Source organism: Streptomyces sp. Y7 (genome assembly GCF_043195415.1).
In the GTDB taxonomy this organism is placed as follows: Bacteria; Actinomycetota; Actinomycetes; order Streptomycetales; family Streptomycetaceae; genus Streptomyces.
The window spans coordinates 922934-939581 of sequence record NZ_JBIDDQ010000001.1 but is presented as its reverse complement, the minus strand read 5'-3'; the positions used below and the strand labels follow the sequence as shown (position 1 = coordinate 939581).

The 16648-nt window shown below is 73.0% G+C and carries 15 protein-coding genes; 6 read left to right on the top strand and 9 right to left on the bottom strand.

Translation table 11 applies throughout. From position 1 onward, the window contains the following. Nucleotides 1-113 precede the first annotated feature (113 nt). From ACGFW6_RS03960 to ACGFW6_RS03950, 3 genes are all read right to left on the bottom strand, one after another. On the bottom strand, nucleotides 114-1166 hold the full coding sequence (locus tag ACGFW6_RS03960; RefSeq protein ID WP_393504361.1) for a hypothetical protein: 1053 nt from the start codon (nucleotides 1164-1166) through the stop codon (nucleotides 114-116). A 45-nt stretch (nucleotides 1167-1211) separates the two neighbouring features. Beyond that, the gene (locus tag ACGFW6_RS03955; protein WP_393504360.1) at nucleotides 1212-2468 is read right to left on the bottom strand and encodes an aromatic acid exporter family protein; all 1257 of its coding nucleotides are present in this window, start codon (nucleotides 2466-2468) and stop codon (nucleotides 1212-1214) included. Nucleotides 2469-2860: 392 nt separating this feature from the next. After that, nucleotides 2861-3355 carry an FBP domain-containing protein gene (locus ACGFW6_RS03950; RefSeq protein ID WP_393504358.1) on the bottom strand — a complete coding sequence of 165 codons (495 nt, stop codon included), beginning with the start codon at nucleotides 3353-3355 and terminating at the stop codon, nucleotides 2861-2863. Between the two features lie 135 nt (nucleotides 3356-3490). Here ACGFW6_RS03950 and ACGFW6_RS03945 point away from each other — a divergent pair, with 135 nt between their 5' ends. Next, nucleotides 3491-4363 carry a DUF3626 domain-containing protein gene (locus ACGFW6_RS03945; RefSeq protein ID WP_393504356.1) on the top strand — a complete coding sequence of 291 codons (873 nt, stop codon included), beginning with the start codon at nucleotides 3491-3493 and terminating at the stop codon, nucleotides 4361-4363. Here ACGFW6_RS03945 and ACGFW6_RS03940 read toward each other — a convergent pair. Then, entirely contained in the window at nucleotides 4294-4893 is a 600-nt protein-coding gene (locus ACGFW6_RS03940) for a PAS domain S-box protein (protein ID WP_393505076.1), read from the bottom strand. The two genes, ACGFW6_RS03945 and ACGFW6_RS03940, sit on opposite strands and share 70 nt — an antisense overlap. A gap of 189 nt (nucleotides 4894-5082) precedes the next feature. On the opposite strand from ACGFW6_RS03940, the gene ACGFW6_RS03935 reads away from it, so the two are divergent. The 3 genes from ACGFW6_RS03935 (at nucleotide 5083) to ACGFW6_RS03925 (ending at nucleotide 9893) form a co-directional block, all read left to right on the top strand. Beyond that, on the top strand, nucleotides 5083-8244 hold the full coding sequence (locus ACGFW6_RS03935; protein ID WP_393504354.1) for a cytochrome P450: 3162 nt from the start codon (nucleotides 5083-5085) through the stop codon (nucleotides 8242-8244). Nucleotides 8245-8304: 60 nt separating this feature from the next. Beyond that, nucleotides 8305-9588, top strand: a complete 1284-nt coding sequence (locus tag ACGFW6_RS03930; RefSeq protein ID WP_393504352.1) for an ROK family protein — start codon at nucleotides 8305-8307, stop codon at nucleotides 9586-9588. A gap of 65 nt (nucleotides 9589-9653) precedes the next feature. Next, on the top strand, nucleotides 9654-9893 hold the full coding sequence (locus tag ACGFW6_RS03925) for a hypothetical protein (RefSeq protein WP_393504350.1): 240 nt from the start codon (nucleotides 9654-9656) through the stop codon (nucleotides 9891-9893). 18 nt (nucleotides 9894-9911) lie between these two features. On the opposite strand, the gene ACGFW6_RS03920 is transcribed toward ACGFW6_RS03925, so the two are convergent. The 3 genes from ACGFW6_RS03920 to ACGFW6_RS03910 form a co-directional block, all read right to left on the bottom strand. After that, nucleotides 9912-10940: an SDR family oxidoreductase gene (locus tag ACGFW6_RS03920; RefSeq protein ID WP_393504349.1), complete on the bottom strand. Its 1029-nt coding sequence runs from the start codon at nucleotides 10938-10940 to the stop codon at nucleotides 9912-9914. 82 nt (nucleotides 10941-11022) lie between these two features. After that, complete coding sequence (locus ACGFW6_RS03915; RefSeq protein ID WP_393504347.1) at nucleotides 11023-11985, bottom strand: SDR family NAD(P)-dependent oxidoreductase; 963 nt, start codon at nucleotides 11983-11985, stop codon at nucleotides 11023-11025. A gap of 309 nt (nucleotides 11986-12294) precedes the next feature. Then, nucleotides 12295-13302, bottom strand: coding sequence for a PHP domain-containing protein (locus ACGFW6_RS03910; protein ID WP_393504345.1), 1008 nt, complete (start codon nucleotides 13300-13302; stop codon nucleotides 12295-12297). Nucleotides 13303-13427: 125 nt separating this feature from the next. Between ACGFW6_RS03910 and ACGFW6_RS03905 the strand changes: the two genes are divergently transcribed. Next, complete coding sequence (locus ACGFW6_RS03905; RefSeq protein WP_393504343.1) at nucleotides 13428-13664, top strand: hypothetical protein; 237 nt, start codon at nucleotides 13428-13430, stop codon at nucleotides 13662-13664. A 9-nt stretch (nucleotides 13665-13673) separates the two neighbouring features. Here the strand turns inward: ACGFW6_RS03905 and ACGFW6_RS03900 are convergent, their stop codons facing one another. Continuing rightward, nucleotides 13674-14903 (bottom strand): RICIN domain-containing protein, encoded by a 1230-nt coding sequence (locus ACGFW6_RS03900; protein WP_393504341.1) that lies wholly within the window; start codon nucleotides 14901-14903, stop codon nucleotides 13674-13676. Between the two features lie 216 nt (nucleotides 14904-15119). Between ACGFW6_RS03900 and ACGFW6_RS03895 the strand changes: the two genes are divergently transcribed. Further along, nucleotides 15120-15896 carry a sulfite exporter TauE/SafE family protein gene (locus tag ACGFW6_RS03895; protein ID WP_393504340.1) on the top strand — a complete coding sequence of 259 codons (777 nt, stop codon included), beginning with the start codon at nucleotides 15120-15122 and terminating at the stop codon, nucleotides 15894-15896. A 4-nt stretch (nucleotides 15897-15900) separates the two neighbouring features. On the opposite strand, the gene ACGFW6_RS03890 is transcribed toward ACGFW6_RS03895, so the two are convergent. Continuing rightward, nucleotides 15901-16356, bottom strand: a complete 456-nt coding sequence (locus ACGFW6_RS03890) for a VanZ family protein (protein WP_393505074.1) — start codon at nucleotides 16354-16356, stop codon at nucleotides 15901-15903. Between the last annotated feature and the right edge of the window lie 292 nt (nucleotides 16357-16648).

Sequence of the window (16648 nt, the reverse complement as noted above, 5' to 3'; positions counted from 1 at the left end):
GTCGTCGTGGTCGCGACAGCAACCTTGGCGTGGATCACCCGCCCCGCGCAAGAACAGCAACGGGCGTTGCATACTGCGCAATGACGGGGGGGGGGTAGGCCACCGAGTGCCGCCTACCAGTCGCCGTCCTCCACCGGCTTGCCCTGCGCGTCCTTCAAAGGCAGCACCTGGCCCGGCGTCGGCGCCTGCCAGGGCGCGTGGTCGTCGCCGAGCCAGTCACCGACCGGCTGCACCGCCCCCAGTGTGTCGGTCGGGGCGAGGTCTCCGGCGTCCTCGTCGTAGTAGTCGAACCAGGGCAGCCCCGCGCGGGTGTACGCCGCCCGGTCGACCGGCGACGGCGGGGGAGCCTCACCGGTGATCCGGCGCCACTCCGGAGGCGTCACCAGATGGACGAACACCCGTCCGCCGGGCCGCTCGGCCCAGTCCGACAGCGGACGGTCGTCCGCGTAGACCTCCTGGCGCATCGAACCGCCGACGCCCAGCCCCATCGCCGCGGCGGCCCGCGGCGCCCCGCCCCCGGGCCGCCGCGGCGACGGGGCCGAACCCGGAGCGGGCGGAGCCGCCATCGGCATCGCGGCGCCGTAGCCCCCGAACTGCGGCATCGGCGGAACCTGCACCCGGCGCCGCTGCTCCTCGCGCCAGGCCGCCAGCTTCGGCTCCTTCAGCGCGAAGGACTGCAGCTGTACGCCGCCCCAGACCTCCTCGCCGGTGACCTGGCCCTCGACGGTCGCGCCGAGCCCCAGTGGCACCGCCACGAACTGGCGGACCGTGCCCTTGCCGGAGTTGATTCCGTCCAGCCATGGCTGCCGGGGGAGTACGACGTAGTTCTGCGGCTCGCGGACGAGCCGGTCGCTCCACGGCTTCCCCGAGACCGCGCACACCTTGCCCACCCCGACCTGCAGGGCGGCCGGCTCCGTGGTGCCGCCGAAGCTCAGCCACATGGCCTCACGCAGATACACCGGGAGCATCACCCCGCCGCGCGCCCGCCACGCCTCGGGCACGGTGTCCGGGAAGTCCGCCACCCTCCGGACCGGGAACTCGCCGAGCCCCGGCGGCAGCGGATGCGTGCCCGACTCCGGCAGCCGCAGCGTGCGGATGAACCGCACCGCCACATCACCCGGCAGCCGCAGGGTGTTCCCGTCGATCCGTACGGTCGTGTCCGCCATCCGCCCGCTCCCTCGCGTCCGGCGCCGACCCCGTCCCGGCGCTCCCTAGCGGGAAGAACGTCCGTCCATGCCGGTACGGTTCCGCCACAGTTGCTCCTGGACGCCCATGCGCTCCCGCAGCCGGTTCAGCCGGGGCATCCGTACGCGGCTGTCCTGCGACACCCGGTCCAGCTCCTCCAGCAGCCGGCGCGAGCGGTGCTCGGTGTCGAGCTCGTCGAGCATGCGGTTCACCTCGGTCAGGACGGCGCCGAGCAACTGCCAGCGCTCCGTCTCGCGGTCGGCCTCCTCGCGCAGCAGCAGGGCCAGCTTGTCGCGGGTGCCCGCCGCCGTGCGCAGTTCGGCCGACAGCCGGGACTCCGCCGCGTCGGCGTTGCTGCTGACGTGCGTGGTGACCAGAACCGAGAAGCTGACCACCGCGTCCGCGATCTCGGACAGCAGCTGCTCCAGGACCGCGCCCGTCTCGTTCGTGAACAGCGGATCGGGCTCGCGGTCCTTGGCGAGGTCGGTGATGGTACGCGCGAGCACCCGCAGCACGACCGTGCAGATCTCCAGCGTGTCCAGCCCGGTGCGCAGCACCACGCGGTGCAGCAGGCTGTCCCGCACGCGGGGATTGAGCCGCAGGCTGTCCTCCGCCTGCCGGAGGTCCGCGTCGACCTCGACGATGTCGTGGTCGAGCCGGCGCGCCTCGTGCAGCCGGGCCGCGGCCTGCACGTAGGCCGGTCGGCCGGCGGCCTCCTCGCCGATGCGCAGCATCAACTGGCGCAGCCGCCGGGCCAGTGCCTCCATCGACTCCCCGGCCTCGTCCACCCATACCGGGGGCGCGAGCAGCAGGTTGAAGCCGAGGCCGACCACCGCGCCGATCAGCGTCTCCAGCACCCGCGCCCACGCCGTGTCCCCGACGGTCGTGACACCGAGGACCAGCATCGCGCTGATCGCCACCTCGGGAACGTACTCGTTCACCCGCACGAGATGTCCGACGGCCAGCGAGGCCACGATCAGCAGGGCGAGGCTCCACCAGGTCAGGCCGACCAGGAGACTGAAGGCGATGGCCACCAGGACCCCGGCCACCACGGAGTTCACCCGGCGGATGCCGTTGGTGAGTGTGGCGTAGAAGGTGACCTGGACGACCAGCAGTGCCGTCAGGGGCGCGGTCAGCGGCGCGGCCTCGGGACTCAGGCGCAGCGCGATGACGTACGCGATCGTCGCCGCGGCCGCCGACCGCAGCGTCTGGACGACCACGGGGTCCCGGCTCAGCTTCGTCAGCCGCTCCCGGTAGGGCGTCTCCGTACGTGCCACTTGCATCCTCGGGCTGTTCCCTTTCGCCGATGCCTCCCGCACACCGCTTGCGGAACGTAACGGTCCGCAAGGAACCCCAGATTGATCGCTGTGGCCGTGTCACGGCAAGGGGCCGGGCCGGTGATCGTCGACACCCGTTCGAGGCCGGGCGGCCGACCGGGCCCGGGACAGGGGAGAACCCCCGCCGTCACCCCGTGGTTGTCCGCATCCGGGCACCGGGGACCGCCGGATGGTCCCCGCGCGCCCGCGGCGCAAGCCTTGGATCATGAGACGGCATCGGACCGGATTAGTACTGACCCTGTTCATCATCCTCGCCGCCCTGACGACCGGCATCCCGGCCACGGCGGCGCCGGCCCCCGGGCGGCGCGGCTGCGGGACCGCCAGGGCGGCGGTGTCTCTCAGGCGTACAGCGTGTCGAGGAAGGAGGACAGATTGCCCCGCGTCCGGGTGATCTGCTCCTCCACCGTCAGGCTCTCCTCGAAGCGGCTCCCCGGCCCCGGCGCCTTCTTGCCGCGGACGTAGAGGGAACACGCGAGGTCGGTGCACATGTACAGGCCGACCGAGTTGCCCTCGCGGCCGGCCGCACCCGCCTTGCGGGCCGTCATCAGCGAGACCCCGCCGCCCGGATGGGTGGTCAGGCACAGGGAGCACATGCTGCGGTGCAGGAACCCGCGCCGGGAGGAGGGGAAGCGGAAGGTGACGCCGAGGAGGTGCCCGTCCCGCTCGGTCACGAGATAGCTACGGTCGGGTGCCCCCGGATCCCGCCAGCCCAGGAAGTCGAGGTCGTCCCAGGGGCGTTCGTCGAGATCGCGGGGGAGGGACACGCGCTTGGCCTCGCCCTTGGAGCAGTTGATAAATGAGTTGCGGATGTCCTGCTCGGCGAGTGCCCTCATGGGGAGCCTCCTGGGAGTCGGTCTGCGAAACCTAGGGGTCCTAGGTTTTGAACTAGATTAGGCAGGCTGGACGAAGGGGAGCCAGTGGATTTCGGCGATCTCGGTGCGCCTCGGGCCCGGGCGGCACTGCGGCACGTGGGGGCCTCCTCCGCGGGGCCGGCCCTCGACCCCGCCGCGCGCGTCACCCTCAACTTCCATCCGGACCGGCTCGTGCGGGGCGTGCCGATCCTGCGCGCGCTGGCCGAGGACGGCACCTACCACTCGCAGTTCGTCACCGGTACCAGCAACGGCGGTCTCACCGCCCACCCCGGCGGCGACAGGTGGCGCTGGGAGAGCCGGATCTTCGGCGGGGCGTACGACGAGGCGACGCCGCCCGAGCGGCCGGTGTACGGCGCGCTGAACTTCCGGCGCCAAGTCGTCGGCGCCGCCCCGCGGTTCGGCTCCTCGCACTTCCGCCTGACCGGCGAGACCCTCGCCCGCGCCACCTTCTGCTACCCCGACAGCGCCGCCGAACCCACCGACTTCGGCGTCGCCACCGGCCTGCATCTGCTCGCCCTCGCGGAGGCCGACGACCGGGACGCCCTCGACGACTACGTCGAGGCACAGATCCACGGCGGAGTGGTCCTCGCGCGGGACGTGGAGGCCGTGGTCCTGGACGCCGCTTATCGCGGCACCCCGGTCGAGACCGCGGCCCGCCTGCTGCCCTGCCCGGTCGAATGGCACCCGGGCTACCGCCTCACCGTGCCCGAGCTGCGCCGGCACGCGGAGTACCGCGGTCAGGAGTACGTCGACCTGGGCGCCCGGATCGCCGAGGACGGCCACGTCGACCCGCGCGTCATCGGGAACGCCGCGCGCACCGGACGCCACGAGCTCCAGGACCTGAAGAAGGTGTGGCACACCCTGGCGCGGTTCGGTGCCCCCGAGGGCGCCGGGACCGCCTACTCCGACGCGGCCGAGGGGCTCACCGCCGGTGGCCACACCCCGGCGGTGAGCACGCCCAGCGCATAGGCGCGGCCCACCAGTTCCGTGCGGTTGGCCGCGTTCCAGCGGGACGACAGGCGCCGGAGGTGGTAGTTCACGCCGTCCACGGTGAGGTCGGTCTCCCGGGCGGCGCGCGCGGTGGTGGCGCCCCCGGCGAGCAGCGCCAGGATGCGCCCCTCCATCGGCGTGACCCGGGTGGGCGGCGCCTCGGGCGACGGCTCGCGCTCACCGAGGACGCGGAGCATCACCAGCAGCGCGGGCGTCTCCTCCACGGTGTCGCTCACCGGGTCCGCCGTCAGCTCCCCGTGGCGCTCCGTGCCGTCGGGCGAGCGCCAGCACACCGACACCTGGTAGCGCGACCGGTGCCGCAGCCGCAGCGCCTGAGCGATCCGCTCGACCTGCGTGGCCTCCTGCGGCCGGAACAGCTCCAGCACGTCCCGGCCGCGCAGTCGCCCCGGGGTCGTGCCGCACTCCGCCGCCATCGCGGGATTGGCCAGCTGGACCGCGCCGTACACATCGCAGACCGCGACCGGCACGGCGACGCGGTCGAAGACCATCAGGGCGCGGTTGCGCCAGACGACGGCATCCGGGTGGGTCCGGTCCACCAGCACCTCCGGTGACTCGGGGCAAGAGCGGCTCGTGCCCGCGCACTACACAATCATGTAGTTCGGGCGCTCCGGCCGGCGGGACCGGTCGACCAACCTGGACCGCAGTACTCCCGTACCGCGAAAGGCAGTTGTCGCGCCATGCCCCCCACCGCGCTCGACCCGCAGACCGCAGACACCCTCCCCGGCGTCCCCGTCGCCGACATCTCCGCCACCGGACCCGGCGGCACGCCCGTGCAGCAGGCCATGGAGCTGATGCGCGAGCACGGTCCCGTGTTCGTGCGGCGGCTGTACGGCCGGGACGCCCTGTTCGTGGGCGACCCGGACCTGGTGGCCGAGCTCGCCGACGAGAGCCGGTTCGCCAAGCACGTCGGGCCCGGCCTGCAGAACGTCCGCGAGTTCGCCGCGGACGGCCTGTTCACCGCGTACGACGACGAGCCCAACTGGGCCAAGGCGCACGACATCCTCATGCCCGCCTTCGCGCTCGGCTCGATGCGCACCTACCACCCCGTGATGCTGAAGGTGGCCCGCCGGCTCATCGACTCCTGGGACCGCGACGCCCGCGCCGGCCGGCCGGTGAACGTCCCCGACGACATGACCCGCATGACCCTGGACACCATCGGGCTGGCCGGGTTCGACTACGACTTCGGCTCCTTCGAGCGGCCCGAGCCGCACCCCTTCGTCGAGTCCATGGTCCGCTGCCTGGAGTGGAGCATGAAGCGGCTCGCCCGGGTGCCCGGCCGGGACTACTCGGCGGCCGACGCGGCCTTCCGAAACGACGCCGACCACCTCGCGCAGGTCGTCGACGACGTCATCGCCGCCCGCACCGGCACCGACCAGAGCGCCGCCGAGGACCTCCTCGGCCTGATGCTCACCGCCACGCACCCCGCCGACGGCACCACCCTGGACACCGCCAACATCCGCAACCAGGTCATCACCTTCCTGATCGCCGGCCACGAGACCACCTCCGGCGCGATGTCCTTCGCGCTGTACTACCTCGCCAAGCACCCGACGGCACTGGAACTCGTGCGGCGCGAGGTCGACGCCCTGTGGGGCGACCGGGCCGACCCGGAGCCGGCGTACGACGAGATCGGCAGGCTGACGTACACCCGGCAGGTCCTCAACGAGGCATTGCGGCTGTGGCCGACCGCGGCCGTGTTCTCCCGCCAGGCCCGCGAGGACACCCTGCTCGGCGGCCGCATCCCGCTGCGCGCCGGACAGGCCGCCCTCGTGCTCACCCCCATGCTCCACCGGCAGCCCGTCTGGGGCGACAACCCCGAGCTGTTCGACCCCGCCCGCTTCACGGCGGAGGCGGAGGAGGCCCGGCCGGTGCACGCCTTCAAACCCTTCGGGACCGGTGAACGCGCCTGCATCGGGCGGCAGTTCGCGCTGCACGAGGCGACCATGCTGCTGGCGATGCTCGTCCACCGCTACCGGCTGCACGACCACGCCGACTACCGCCTCACCGTCAAGGAGACCCTCACCCTCAAGCCCGAGGGCTTCACCCTCACCCTGACCCCGCGCACCGGCGCCGAGCGGCACCACCCGCCGCTGCCCGGCAGCGCGCCGGCGGAGGCACCGGGCGACGTCGGGACGGCGGCACTGCCCGCCCGCGTCCGCCCCGGCACCCGTGCCCTCTTCCTGCACGGCAGCAACTACGGCACCTGCCGGGAGTTCGCCGCGTCCCTCGCCGACGAGGCGGCGGCCGTCGGCTGCGAGACCGAGATCGCGCCCCTGGACGCCTACGCGGGCGGCCTGCCCGCCGACCGGCCCGTGGTGATCACCGCCGCCTCGTACAACGGCCGCCCCACCGACGACGCCACCGTCTTCACCGCCCGGCTGCAGGACACGCGGGACCTGACGGACGTCAGCTACGCCGTCCTCGGCGTCGGCGACCGCAACTGGGCCGCCACCTACCAGCAGGTCCCCACCCGCATCGACGACCGCCTCGCCGACCTCGGCGCCACCCGCCTCCTCGACCGCGCCGCCGCCGACGCCTCCGGCGACCTCACCGGCACCGTCCGCGACTTCACGAACCGCCTGCGCACCGCCCTGCTGGAGCGGTACGGAGACCCCGACGCGGCCGCCCGGGCCGACGACGAGCCCACGACGGCGTACGAGGTCCGCACCCTGACCGGCGGCCCGCTGGACGCCGCCGCCGAACGGCACGGACTTCTCCCCATGAAGGTCACCGAGGCGTACGACCTCACCGCGCCCGACCACCCGCGCCGCAAGCGCTTCGTCCGCCTCGCCCTCCCGGACGGCGTCACCTACCGCACCGCCGACCACCTCACCGTGCTGCCCGCCAACGCCCCGGCCCTGGTCGAGCGGTTCGCCGCCGCGCTCGGCGTCGACCCGGACGCCGTCCTGGACATCCGTGCCACCCGCCCGCGCCGCGACGGCCTGGCCGTGGACCGCCCCCTGAGCGTGCGGCAACTCCTCACCCACCACGTCGAGTTGCTGGAACGCCCGAGCGCCGCCCAGCTCGGCGTGCTCGCCGCCGCCGACCCGTGCCCGCCGGAGCGGACGGCCCTCGCGGCGCTGAGCGACGATCCACGCACCCTGGTCGAGGTGATCGAGGACTTCCCGGCGCTGCGCGGCGCCCTCGACTGGCCGACGCTCCTCGACCTGCTCACCCCGCTGCGACCGCGCCACTACTCGATCTCCTCCTCGCCCGCCGTCGACCCCGGCCACGCGGAGCTGATGATCTCCCTGCTCGAGGCGCCCGCCCGCTCGGGCAAGGGCATCCACCGGGGCACCGGATCCGGCTACCTCACCGACGTCCGCCCCGGCGACACGGTGTACGCCCGCGTCCAGCCGTGCCGGGAGGTCTTCCGCGTCGAACCCGGCGCCCCGGTCGTGATGATCGCCGCGGGCACCGGCCTCGCCCCGTTCCGCGGCGCCGTGGCCGACCGTACGGCGGCCCTCGCGGCGGGCGCCGAACTCGCCCCGGCCCTGTGCTACTTCGGCTGCGACGCCCCCGACGCCGACTTCCTGCACGCCGGGGAACTGCGCGCCGCCGAGTCGGCCGGGGCCGTCTCGCTCCGGCCCGCCTTCAGCACCGCCGGAACCTTCGTCCAGCACCGCATCGCGGCCGAGGCCGACGACGTCTGGGAACTGCTCGGCGCGGGTGCCCGCGTCCACGTCTGCGGCGACGGCTCCCGGATGGCGCCCGGCGTACGGGACGCCTTCCGTACCCTGTACCGGGACCGCACGCCGGGCGCCGACGACGCCGCGGCCGGGCGGTGGCTGGACGCCCTGATCGCGGACGGCCGGTACGTGGAGGACGTCTACGCGGCGTAGGTCACAATGGGAGTCGGTCCGAACACGGCGGGGGACCGGGGCTGATCCGGAGGGAGCCGCATGGCGGGGCGTAATGGGCGCACGGTACGGGACCTCAGGCGGGGTAACCGTACCGCGGTACTTCAGCGCCTGTACTTCGACGGCCCGCTCAGCCGCTTCGAGCTCGGCCCGGCCACCGGCCTCAGCTCCGGCTCCGTCAGCAACGTCGTCGCCGAGCTGATCGCCGACGGTCTGGTCGAGGAGGCCGGCAGCGTCGACTCCGACGGCGGCCGGCCCCGCATCCTGCTGCGCGTCGCCCCCGGCAGCGGCCACATGATCGGCGTCGACGTCGGCGAGACCCGCGTGCGGATCGGCCTGTTCGACCTGACCCTCACCGAACTCGCCCGCGCGGAGCGGCCGTTGACGCGCGAGCGGTACGAGGTCGAGGGCATCGTCGGGCACATCCGGGACGGTGTCGCCGAGGTGCTCGCGGAGGCCGGCATCGGTCCCGAGCGGCTGCTCGGCGTCGGCATAGGGGTCCCCGGCATCGTCGAGGACACCGGCGGGCTCGGCGCCGTGGTGCACGGCCAGACCATCGGCTGGGACGCCGTACCGCTGGAGAAGCTCCTGCGCGACGGCTCCCAGCTCCCCGGCGACGTGCCGTACTTCATCGACAACGGCGCGCGGACCCTCGGCCAGGCCGAGATGTGGTTCGGGGGCGGGCGCGGCGCCCGCAACGCCGTCGTCGTGCTCTTCGGCTCCGGTGTCGGCGCCTGCCTGGTCACCCCCGAGGTGGAGCACGGGCGGGCCGTCGAGTGGGGCCATCTGACGGTACGGGTCAGGGGGCGCCGCTGCCGCTGCGGAGCACTCGGCTGTCTGGAGGCCTACGCGGGCGCCGAGTCACTGCTCGACCGCTGGCGCGAGCAGGGCGGGGACGTGCCCGAGGGCGCCGACGAGGAGACCGCGCTGACGGCGATGCTGGCCGGCGCGTACCCGGCCGAGGGCCGCGAGGCCGACCCGGTGGCCGTCGCCGTGCTGGAGGAGACCGCCGAGTACGTGGGCGCCGGCCTGTCGGACCTGATCAACCTCTTCCAGCCCGAGCGCATCCTGATCGGCGGCTGGGCCGGTCTCCAGCTCGGCTCCCGCTTCCTTCCCGCGGTACGCCGCCACGCGGCCTCCTACGCCCTGCGGCATCCCGCCCACAAGGTCACCATCGACCTCGGGCGGCTCGGCCCGGACGCGGTCACCGTCGGCGCCGCGATCCTGCCGCTGGCCGACTTCTTCGCCCACGGCGGCCGCCGCGCCGAGTCCGCTCCCGAGACGTCGTCCCTGCCCGGCTCGGTCGCGGAGCGGGTGCCGCACTGAGGTTTCGCCACCGGCGGGGGACGGTACTCGCGGGCCCTCGGGGGCGATACGAAGGAGGTGCCACCATGGCCGACGGTCGTCGAGGAACAGCCGACCGCACGGACGAGCCGGTGCCGAGGGACCTGCCGGACCAGCAGGCCGACACCGGGGAGGACCCGTGGGAGGTGTCCGTCGAGCCCGACGACACCACCACCGAGGCGGACGACGTGCCCGACACGGACGAGGCGGGCACGGGCCGGCAGGGAGGCCGGCAAGGGGGAGCGGTCCACCCGGAGCACCCGGCGCCGCAGGAGTCGCCCGGCTGAGCCGGCCCACTCGCCGAGTCAGCCCGCCTTGCGGCCTCGAAGCGGCTCCGTGTCCGCGCCCGCGCCCTGCTGGAGCCCCTGGAGGAACTCCTCCAGCACCTCGGGCGCGGTGCGCTCCGGATGCCAGCCCAGCTCCGTACGCGCGCGGGTGCAGTTCATCAGCGGCAGCCTGAGAACCGCGTCGAACAGATGCGGTGAGGCGGGCAGCAGACGCAGCCCCCACGCGACGGCGACCGCCGACCGGACCGCCGTGCGGGGCAGGCGCACCGGGCGAGCCCCGAGCATCTCGCCCAGCAGGGCGGCGTCGACCGGAGGGTCGGCCGCGAGATTGAAAGCGCCGCGGACGTCGGACTTCACCGCCAGCAGATACGCCCGCGCCGCGTCGTCGGTGTGCAGCGCCTGCACCCGCAGCCCCGGGATGTCGGGCAGGAACGGCAGCAGCTCCGGGCGGGCCGCGGGGCCCGGCAGGAAACGGCCGCCGAAGATCCGGCGCTGCTCGCTCGCCGACTCCCGCTTGAACAGGAACGCCGGCCGCATCCGCACCACGCGTACCAGGGGATGGGCGCGGTCGAAGGTGTCCAGCACCCGTTCCAGATAGGCCTTCTCCCGGCAGTACGCGGCGTCCGGCCAGCCGTGCGTCGGCCAGGACTCGTCCACGGCGTGGTCCTTCGGGCCCGGCGAGTAGGCGCCGACCGACGACGCGTGGACCAGCTTCGGCACCCTGGCCGCGGCGGCCGCCTCGAACACGTGCAGGCCGCCCAGCACATTGGTGCGCCAGGTCGTCGCCGGATCGTGCGTGGGCTGGAACGCCCAGGCCAGATGGATCACGGCCGTGGCGTCCGCGAACAGATCCGCCAGATCGCTCCGCTCGGAGGCCAGGTCGACCGCCGCCCAGTCGGTCTTCGGCGGGGACCAGTCGGGGATGCGGCGGGCCAGCCCCAGGACGGAGCCGACCTCCGGATCCTCCGAGAGGAGTCGCACCACGCTGGTACCGACATTGCCGGTGGCGCCGGTGACCACGATCCTGCGGGCCGCTTCAGTGCTCACCTGCGGCTCCTCCCGGAGAGTGGGGACGGGAGGCTGCGAGTACCCCGTTGCCGGGGGTTCGCACGCCCGCGGCCCGCCCCCGCTACGCGCCGAACGCGTTCACGCCCGTCAGCTCGGCCGACAGCGTCCACAGCCGGGCGGCCTGCTCCGGGTCGGTCGCCCAGCCCTTGACGCCGCTGCGCTCCTCGCCGTCGACGGCGGGCTCGGCGATGTCGCAGTCCTCCAGATAGACCCCGCCCATGCCGTCGAGCTGCGGGGACGTGGCGGCCCACACCTGGGTCGCCGCACCCTGCGCGGGGCTCTTGAAGCCCGCCGGGTTGAGGACGTTGCCCTGCTCGTCGATCCAGCCGCGCTGCACCATCTCCTCCTTCGGGAGGTGGCGCTGCAGCGGGGTGATGATGCCGCCGGGGTGCAGCGCGAAGGCCCGTACTCCCCGGTCGGCGGCGAGGCGGTCGAGGTGGACGGCGAACAGGACGTTCGCGGTCTTGGCCTGGCCGTAGGCCTCCCACTTGTCGTAGCCGTGCGTCCAGTGCACGTCGTCCCAGCGGATGCCGGAGAAGTGGTGGCCGCGCGAGGACACCGACACCACGCGGGCGCCGCCGGGCTCGATGGCCGGCCACAGGCGGTTGACCAGGGCGAAGTGGCCGAGGTGGTTGGTCGCGAACTGCGCCTCCCAGCCCGGGCCCACACGGGTCTCCGGGCAGGCCATGATCCCCGCGTTGTCGATCATGAAGTCGATCGTGCGGCCGGAGGCCAGGAACCGCTCGGCGAAGCCGCGCACGCTCTCCAGGTCACCCAGGTCCAGCTCGTCCACCTCGACCCCGTCGAGGCCGGCCAGGGCCTCCTCGGCGGTGGCACGGCGGCGGGCGGGGACCACGACCCGCGCGCCCGCCCTGGTGAGAGCCCGGGTGGTCTCCAGGCCGAGTCCCGAGTAGCCGCCGGTGACGACCGCGAGCTTCCCGGTCAGGTCGATGCCCGTGAGGACGTCGTGGGCGGTGCTGGTCGCCCCGAAACCGGAGCCGATCTTGTGCTGTGCAGTGCTCATGTCCAGAACGCTACGAATTGGAGTGCTCTCGAAGTCAAGCCGGGCCGGGGACACGCGTCAGGGCAAGAGAAAGCCCCGGCCGGACGGGGGATTCCGGTCGGGGCGGTCAGAGGTGGGCACGGATGGCGGTCGCCTCTCGGCGAAAGGCTCCACAGGGCTTCAGCCGAACGATCTTCCCTGTGGGCGAATGGTGAGGCCCGGGGACACTGTCCCATCCGCACCCACGGCTGGTTCAACGGGAAACTACCGGCGGGTGTTCCTGCGTTCGCCGTGAAGGGCGGTGATCTGCGTCACGCCGGGAGGGGACGGTCACTTCCCGCGCGTCCACGCCAGCAGCTCCTCCGCGGTCCAGGTCGTCAGCACCCGCTCCGCGGGCACCCCGCACTCCTCGGCGCGGGCACAGCCGTAGCGCTGCCAGTCGAGCTGCCCCGGCGCGTGCGCGTCGGTGTCGACGGAGAACAGCACACCCGCGTCCACGGCCCGGCGCAGCAGCCGCCGGGGCGGGTCCAGCCGCTCGGGCCTGCTGTTGATCTCCACCGCCGTACCGGACTCCGCGCAGGCGGCGAACACCTCGTCCGCGTCGAACTCCGACTCCGGGCGGCCCCGCCCCGTGATCAGCCGTCCGGTGCAGTGGCCGAGGATGTCCGCGTTCGGGTCTCGTACGGCGGTGACCATCCGGCGGGTCATCGCGCGGGCCTCCATGCGCAGCTTGGAGTGCACGGACACCACCACGACGTCGAGCCGCTCCAGCAGCTCGGGTTCCTGGTCGAGGGAGCCGTCCTCCAGGATGTCGCACTCGATGCCGGTGAGCAGCCGGAACGGCGCCCAGGTCGCGTTCAGCCCCGCCACCACGTCCAGCTGCTCGCGCAGCCGGTCGGCGGACAGCCCGCGGGCGACGGTCAGCCGGGGCGAGTGGTCCGTCAGCACCGCCCACTCGTGGCCCAGCTCGGCCGCCGTGCGGCCCATCTCCTCGATCGGGCTGCCGCCGTCGGACCAGTCGGAGTGCAGATGGCAGTCACCGCGCAGCGCCTCCCACAGCGGCCCGCCCTCGGGCGGCTCGGTCTCCGGCCGGTCCTCCAGGTCCGACAGGTATCCGGGCACCTGCCCGGCCAGTGCCTCGCGCACCACCTTCGCCGTCTTGGGGCCGACGCCCCGCAGCGACTCCAGCGTCCCGGCCCCGGCCCGTGCCCGCACCTCGTCCTCGGGCAGGTCCGCCAGGACCCGGGCGGCCGTACGGAAGGCGCGTACGCGATAGGTCGGTGCCAGGGACCGTTCCAGCAGAAAGGCGATCCGGTCCAGCGCCTGCACGGGATCCATCGCCACCTCCTTCTCCAGGGTTCCCCGGCGGCGCCGCCCGCGCACGGCGGGCGGGCGGCCCGGATCCGCCCGCCGGGGAGGATCTGGAGGATTCGTTGACGCGTGTCGCGCTCTACGCTCTATTCATGACCGAAAGCGCGAGTCCGCACATCTCCCAACCGCGGATCATGGTGCTCGGGGTTCAGCCGGGCACGCCTCCGTTCCGCATCATGGAGATCGACGGTGTGGTCGTCGGATCGGCGAGAGCCGTCACCGACGTCCTGGAGACAGCAGCCCTCTACGGCATCAGGGTCCACGACCTGGACGACCCGGACGTGGTCCGCTGGGTGGGCGGCGACAAGTTCACCTGGCACCGCCACTAGCCGGACGCGTCAGCCGACCGTCCACTTCTGGTTGGCGCCGCCGGTGCAGGTCCAGATCTGCAGCCGGGTGCCGTTGGCCGAGTTGTTCCCGGTCACGTCGAGGCACTTGTCGGCCTGTGGATTGACGATGTCGCGCGCCCCCGTGACGGTCCATCTCTGGTTCGGTCCGCCGGTGCAGTCCCACAGCTGGACGGTCGTCCCGTCCGCCGTGCCGTTGCCGGTGGCGTCCAGGCACTTGCCGAGCGCGCGGAGCGTGCCGTCCGAGCCGGCGGTCCACTGCTGGGCGGCGGTGCCGTTGCAGTCGTAGAGCTGCACGGGTGTGCCGTTCGCGGAGTTCGCGCCCGCCACGTCGACGCACTTGCCGCCGAGCCCCCTGATCGCGCCGCCGCTCGCGCTGTCACCGGTCGTCACCGAGACGTGGTCCACCACGAGCTGCTGCGGGAACACCGTGGAGCCGTCCGGGTCGCCGGGCCAGTAGCCGCCCACCGCGAGGTTCAGGATCAGGAAGTACGGCTTGTTGAAGACCCACTGCCTGCCGCCCAGGTCGGCCGGTGTGCGCCGCTGGTAGACGTTGCCGTCCACGGACCAGGTGATGGAGTCGGGCGCCCAGTCCACGGCGAAGGTGTGGAAGGCGTCGGCGAAGGCCTGGCCGCCCGGCAGGGAGTAGCCGGCGCCTATGCCGCCCGACCCCGAGTAGCCCGGGCCGTGGATGGTGCCGTGCACGGTCGAGGGCTCGAAGCCGACGTTCTCCATGATGTCGATCTCCCCCGAGTCCGGCCAGTTCACGGGGGTGCCCAGCATCCAGAACGCGGGCCACATGCCCTGACCCCGCGGCACCTTCATTCGGGCCTCGACGTGCCCGTACTGGGCGGTGAACTTCCCGGAGGTGTTCAGCCGCGCCGATGTGTACTGGCAAGTGCCGTACCAGCACTGGTAGTTGGAAGGGTTCTCGCGCCGGGCCGTGATCACCAGATGGCCCTGGCCGTCCAGCGCCGCGTTCTTGTTGCCGGACGTGTAGTACTGCCGCTCGTGGTTGTTGACGTTGTCGCCGGTCTCGATCTGCCACTTCGACGAGTCGACCGCGGCACCCGCGGGTCCGTCGAAGGTGTCGGAGAAGGTCACCGCGGCGGCCGCGACTTCGGGGGGTTCCGCCTGGGCGGGCCCGATCGCGGCGGCCGCGACCAGGACGCCGGAGAGAGCGGCGAGCAGAGCGCCGCGGAGCAGGCGTGGGGAGGCCATGGTGCTCCCTTCCGTGCGGCGACCCGATGGAGGGGTGCGCCGACCGTGGTGGGGGGTGAAGGTGTCGCCACTTGATTTAAGGAGTGAGGTAAGGGGTCGTCAAGACTTTGGTACGGACCAGTGACAGGCCGGGACGACGACTGACCGGATCGGGCCGATCCGTCCACCGGCACCCTTCGTCCACCACCGAACCCTCGGCTTCCTACGCTTCTCGCCATGGACGCCGCACACATGGGCGAGCTGCTCGCCGTGCTGGGCGCCGGCACAGCCGCCGGTGCCGTCAACGCCGTCGTGGGCTCGGGCACGCTGATCACGTTCCCCGTGCTGCTCGCGACCGGCCTGCCGCCCGTGACCGCCACGGTCTCCAACGCGCTCGGCCTGATCCCCGGCTCCATCAGCGGAGCCATCGGCTACCGGCGCGAACTGCGCGGTCAGCGCCGGCGCGTCCTGAAGTGGGGCGCCGGCGCCCTGCTCGGCGGGCTCACCGGCGCGACGCTGCTGCTCACCCTGCCCGCCTCGGCGTTCGAACGGATCGTGCCGGTCCTGGTCGGGCTCGCCCTGGTGCTCGTCGTCCTCCAGCCGCTGATCAGCAGGAGGCTGCGCGACCGCAGGGCCCGCGCGGGGCGCTCCGCACGGCCCGACGGCGGACCCCTGCTGCTCGTCGGACTGACCCTGGCCAGCGTGTACGGCGGCTACTTCTCGGCCGCCCAAGGCATCATCTACGTCGCCCTGATGGGCATGCTCCTCGACGACGACCTGCAACGCCTCACCGCGGTCAAGAACGTGCTCGTCGCGGTGGTCAACTCGGTCGCCGCGCTGTTCTTCCTCGTCGTCGCCGAGTTCGACTGGACGGCCGTGGCCCTGCTCGCGGTCGGGTCCGCGGCCGGCGGCCACTTCGGAGCCACCGTGGGCCGCCGGCTGCGTCCCGCCGTACTGCGCGCGTTCATCGTCGTGGTCGGTACGGTCGCGATAGTCCAGCTCGTGCTGCGCTAGCCGGTCAGGTGGAGCGGGGCTTGCGCGCGTGCACCACGCGACTCAGGCGCCGTCCCAGCAGCACGTAGCCGATCAGGGCGCCGGTCGTGTTGAGGATGACGTCGTCGATGTCGAAGGCCCGTCCCGTGACCATCGCTCCCTGCGCGAACTCGACGAGGAGCATCACGGTCGCCGTCAGCAGCAGCACCCGCAGGACGCCGCGCGTCCTCGGGGCGACGACGGGGACCAGGACGCCGAACGGAACACCCAGCAGCACGTTGCCGCCGATCTGCTTGACGGCGTCCCGCAGTTCGGGCTGGTCGAGATAGGCCCGCAGGGTGCTGCCGGGCTGGAGGTTGGTGTGCGTCAGGGCCTCGGAAGCGGGCGACGGCTGCAGCGTGAGCTTCGCCAGTACGACGGCGAAGGCGACCATGAAGATGAAGGCGCACAGCATCGCCACCAGGCGGCCGAGAATGCGCAGGGGGCTTCGCGAGGGTCGCGGGGCGGGCCTGGACCCGCCCGGTGGCTTGGACTTGGCGGTGCCTCCCGACCTGGAGGCGCGAGAGAACCATGACGTGCCGCCCGGCTTGGCCGACTTCTCGGACTTCGAGCCACCGCCCTTCGACTTCGCGCCCGCCCTCGGCTTCGCGCCCGCGCCCCTGGACTTCGCGCCGCCGGTGGACTTCGCACCGCCCTTCGACTTCGCGGCGCCCGACGTCCTGGGAATGCCGAGGTGCAACGCGACACGCGAACGTGGGGTCCCACCGGCCATG

Bases quoted from the DNA above. Each gene is read 5' to 3' on its own strand.
- ACGFW6_RS03960 (WP_393504361.1), bottom strand. From the start codon at position 1,166: ATGGCGGACACGACCGTACGGATCGACGGGAACACCCTGCGGCTGCCG.
- ACGFW6_RS03955 (WP_393504360.1), bottom strand. From the start codon at position 2,468: ATGCAAGTGGCACGTACGGAGACGCCCTACCGGGAGCGGCTGACGAAG.
- ACGFW6_RS03950 (WP_393504358.1), bottom strand. From the start codon at position 3,355: ATGAGGGCACTCGCCGAGCAGGACATCCGCAACTCATTTATCAACTGC.
- ACGFW6_RS03940 (WP_393505076.1), bottom strand. From the start codon at position 4,893: ATGGTCTTCGACCGCGTCGCCGTGCCGGTCGCGGTCTGCGATGTGTAC.
- ACGFW6_RS03935 (WP_393504354.1), top strand. From the start codon at position 5,083: ATGCCCCCCACCGCGCTCGACCCGCAGACCGCAGACACCCTCCCCGGC.
- ACGFW6_RS03930 (WP_393504352.1), top strand. From the start codon at position 8,305: ATGGCGGGGCGTAATGGGCGCACGGTACGGGACCTCAGGCGGGGTAAC.
- ACGFW6_RS03925 (WP_393504350.1), top strand. From the start codon at position 9,654: ATGGCCGACGGTCGTCGAGGAACAGCCGACCGCACGGACGAGCCGGTG.
- ACGFW6_RS03915 (WP_393504347.1), bottom strand. From the start codon at position 11,985: ATGAGCACTGCACAGCACAAGATCGGCTCCGGTTTCGGGGCGACCAGC.
- ACGFW6_RS03910 (WP_393504345.1), bottom strand. From the start codon at position 13,302: ATGGATCCCGTGCAGGCGCTGGACCGGATCGCCTTTCTGCTGGAACGG.
- ACGFW6_RS03905 (WP_393504343.1), top strand. From the start codon at position 13,428: ATGACCGAAAGCGCGAGTCCGCACATCTCCCAACCGCGGATCATGGTG.
- ACGFW6_RS03900 (WP_393504341.1), bottom strand. From the start codon at position 14,903: ATGGCCTCCCCACGCCTGCTCCGCGGCGCTCTGCTCGCCGCTCTCTCC.
- ACGFW6_RS03895 (WP_393504340.1), top strand. From the start codon at position 15,120: ATGGACGCCGCACACATGGGCGAGCTGCTCGCCGTGCTGGGCGCCGGC.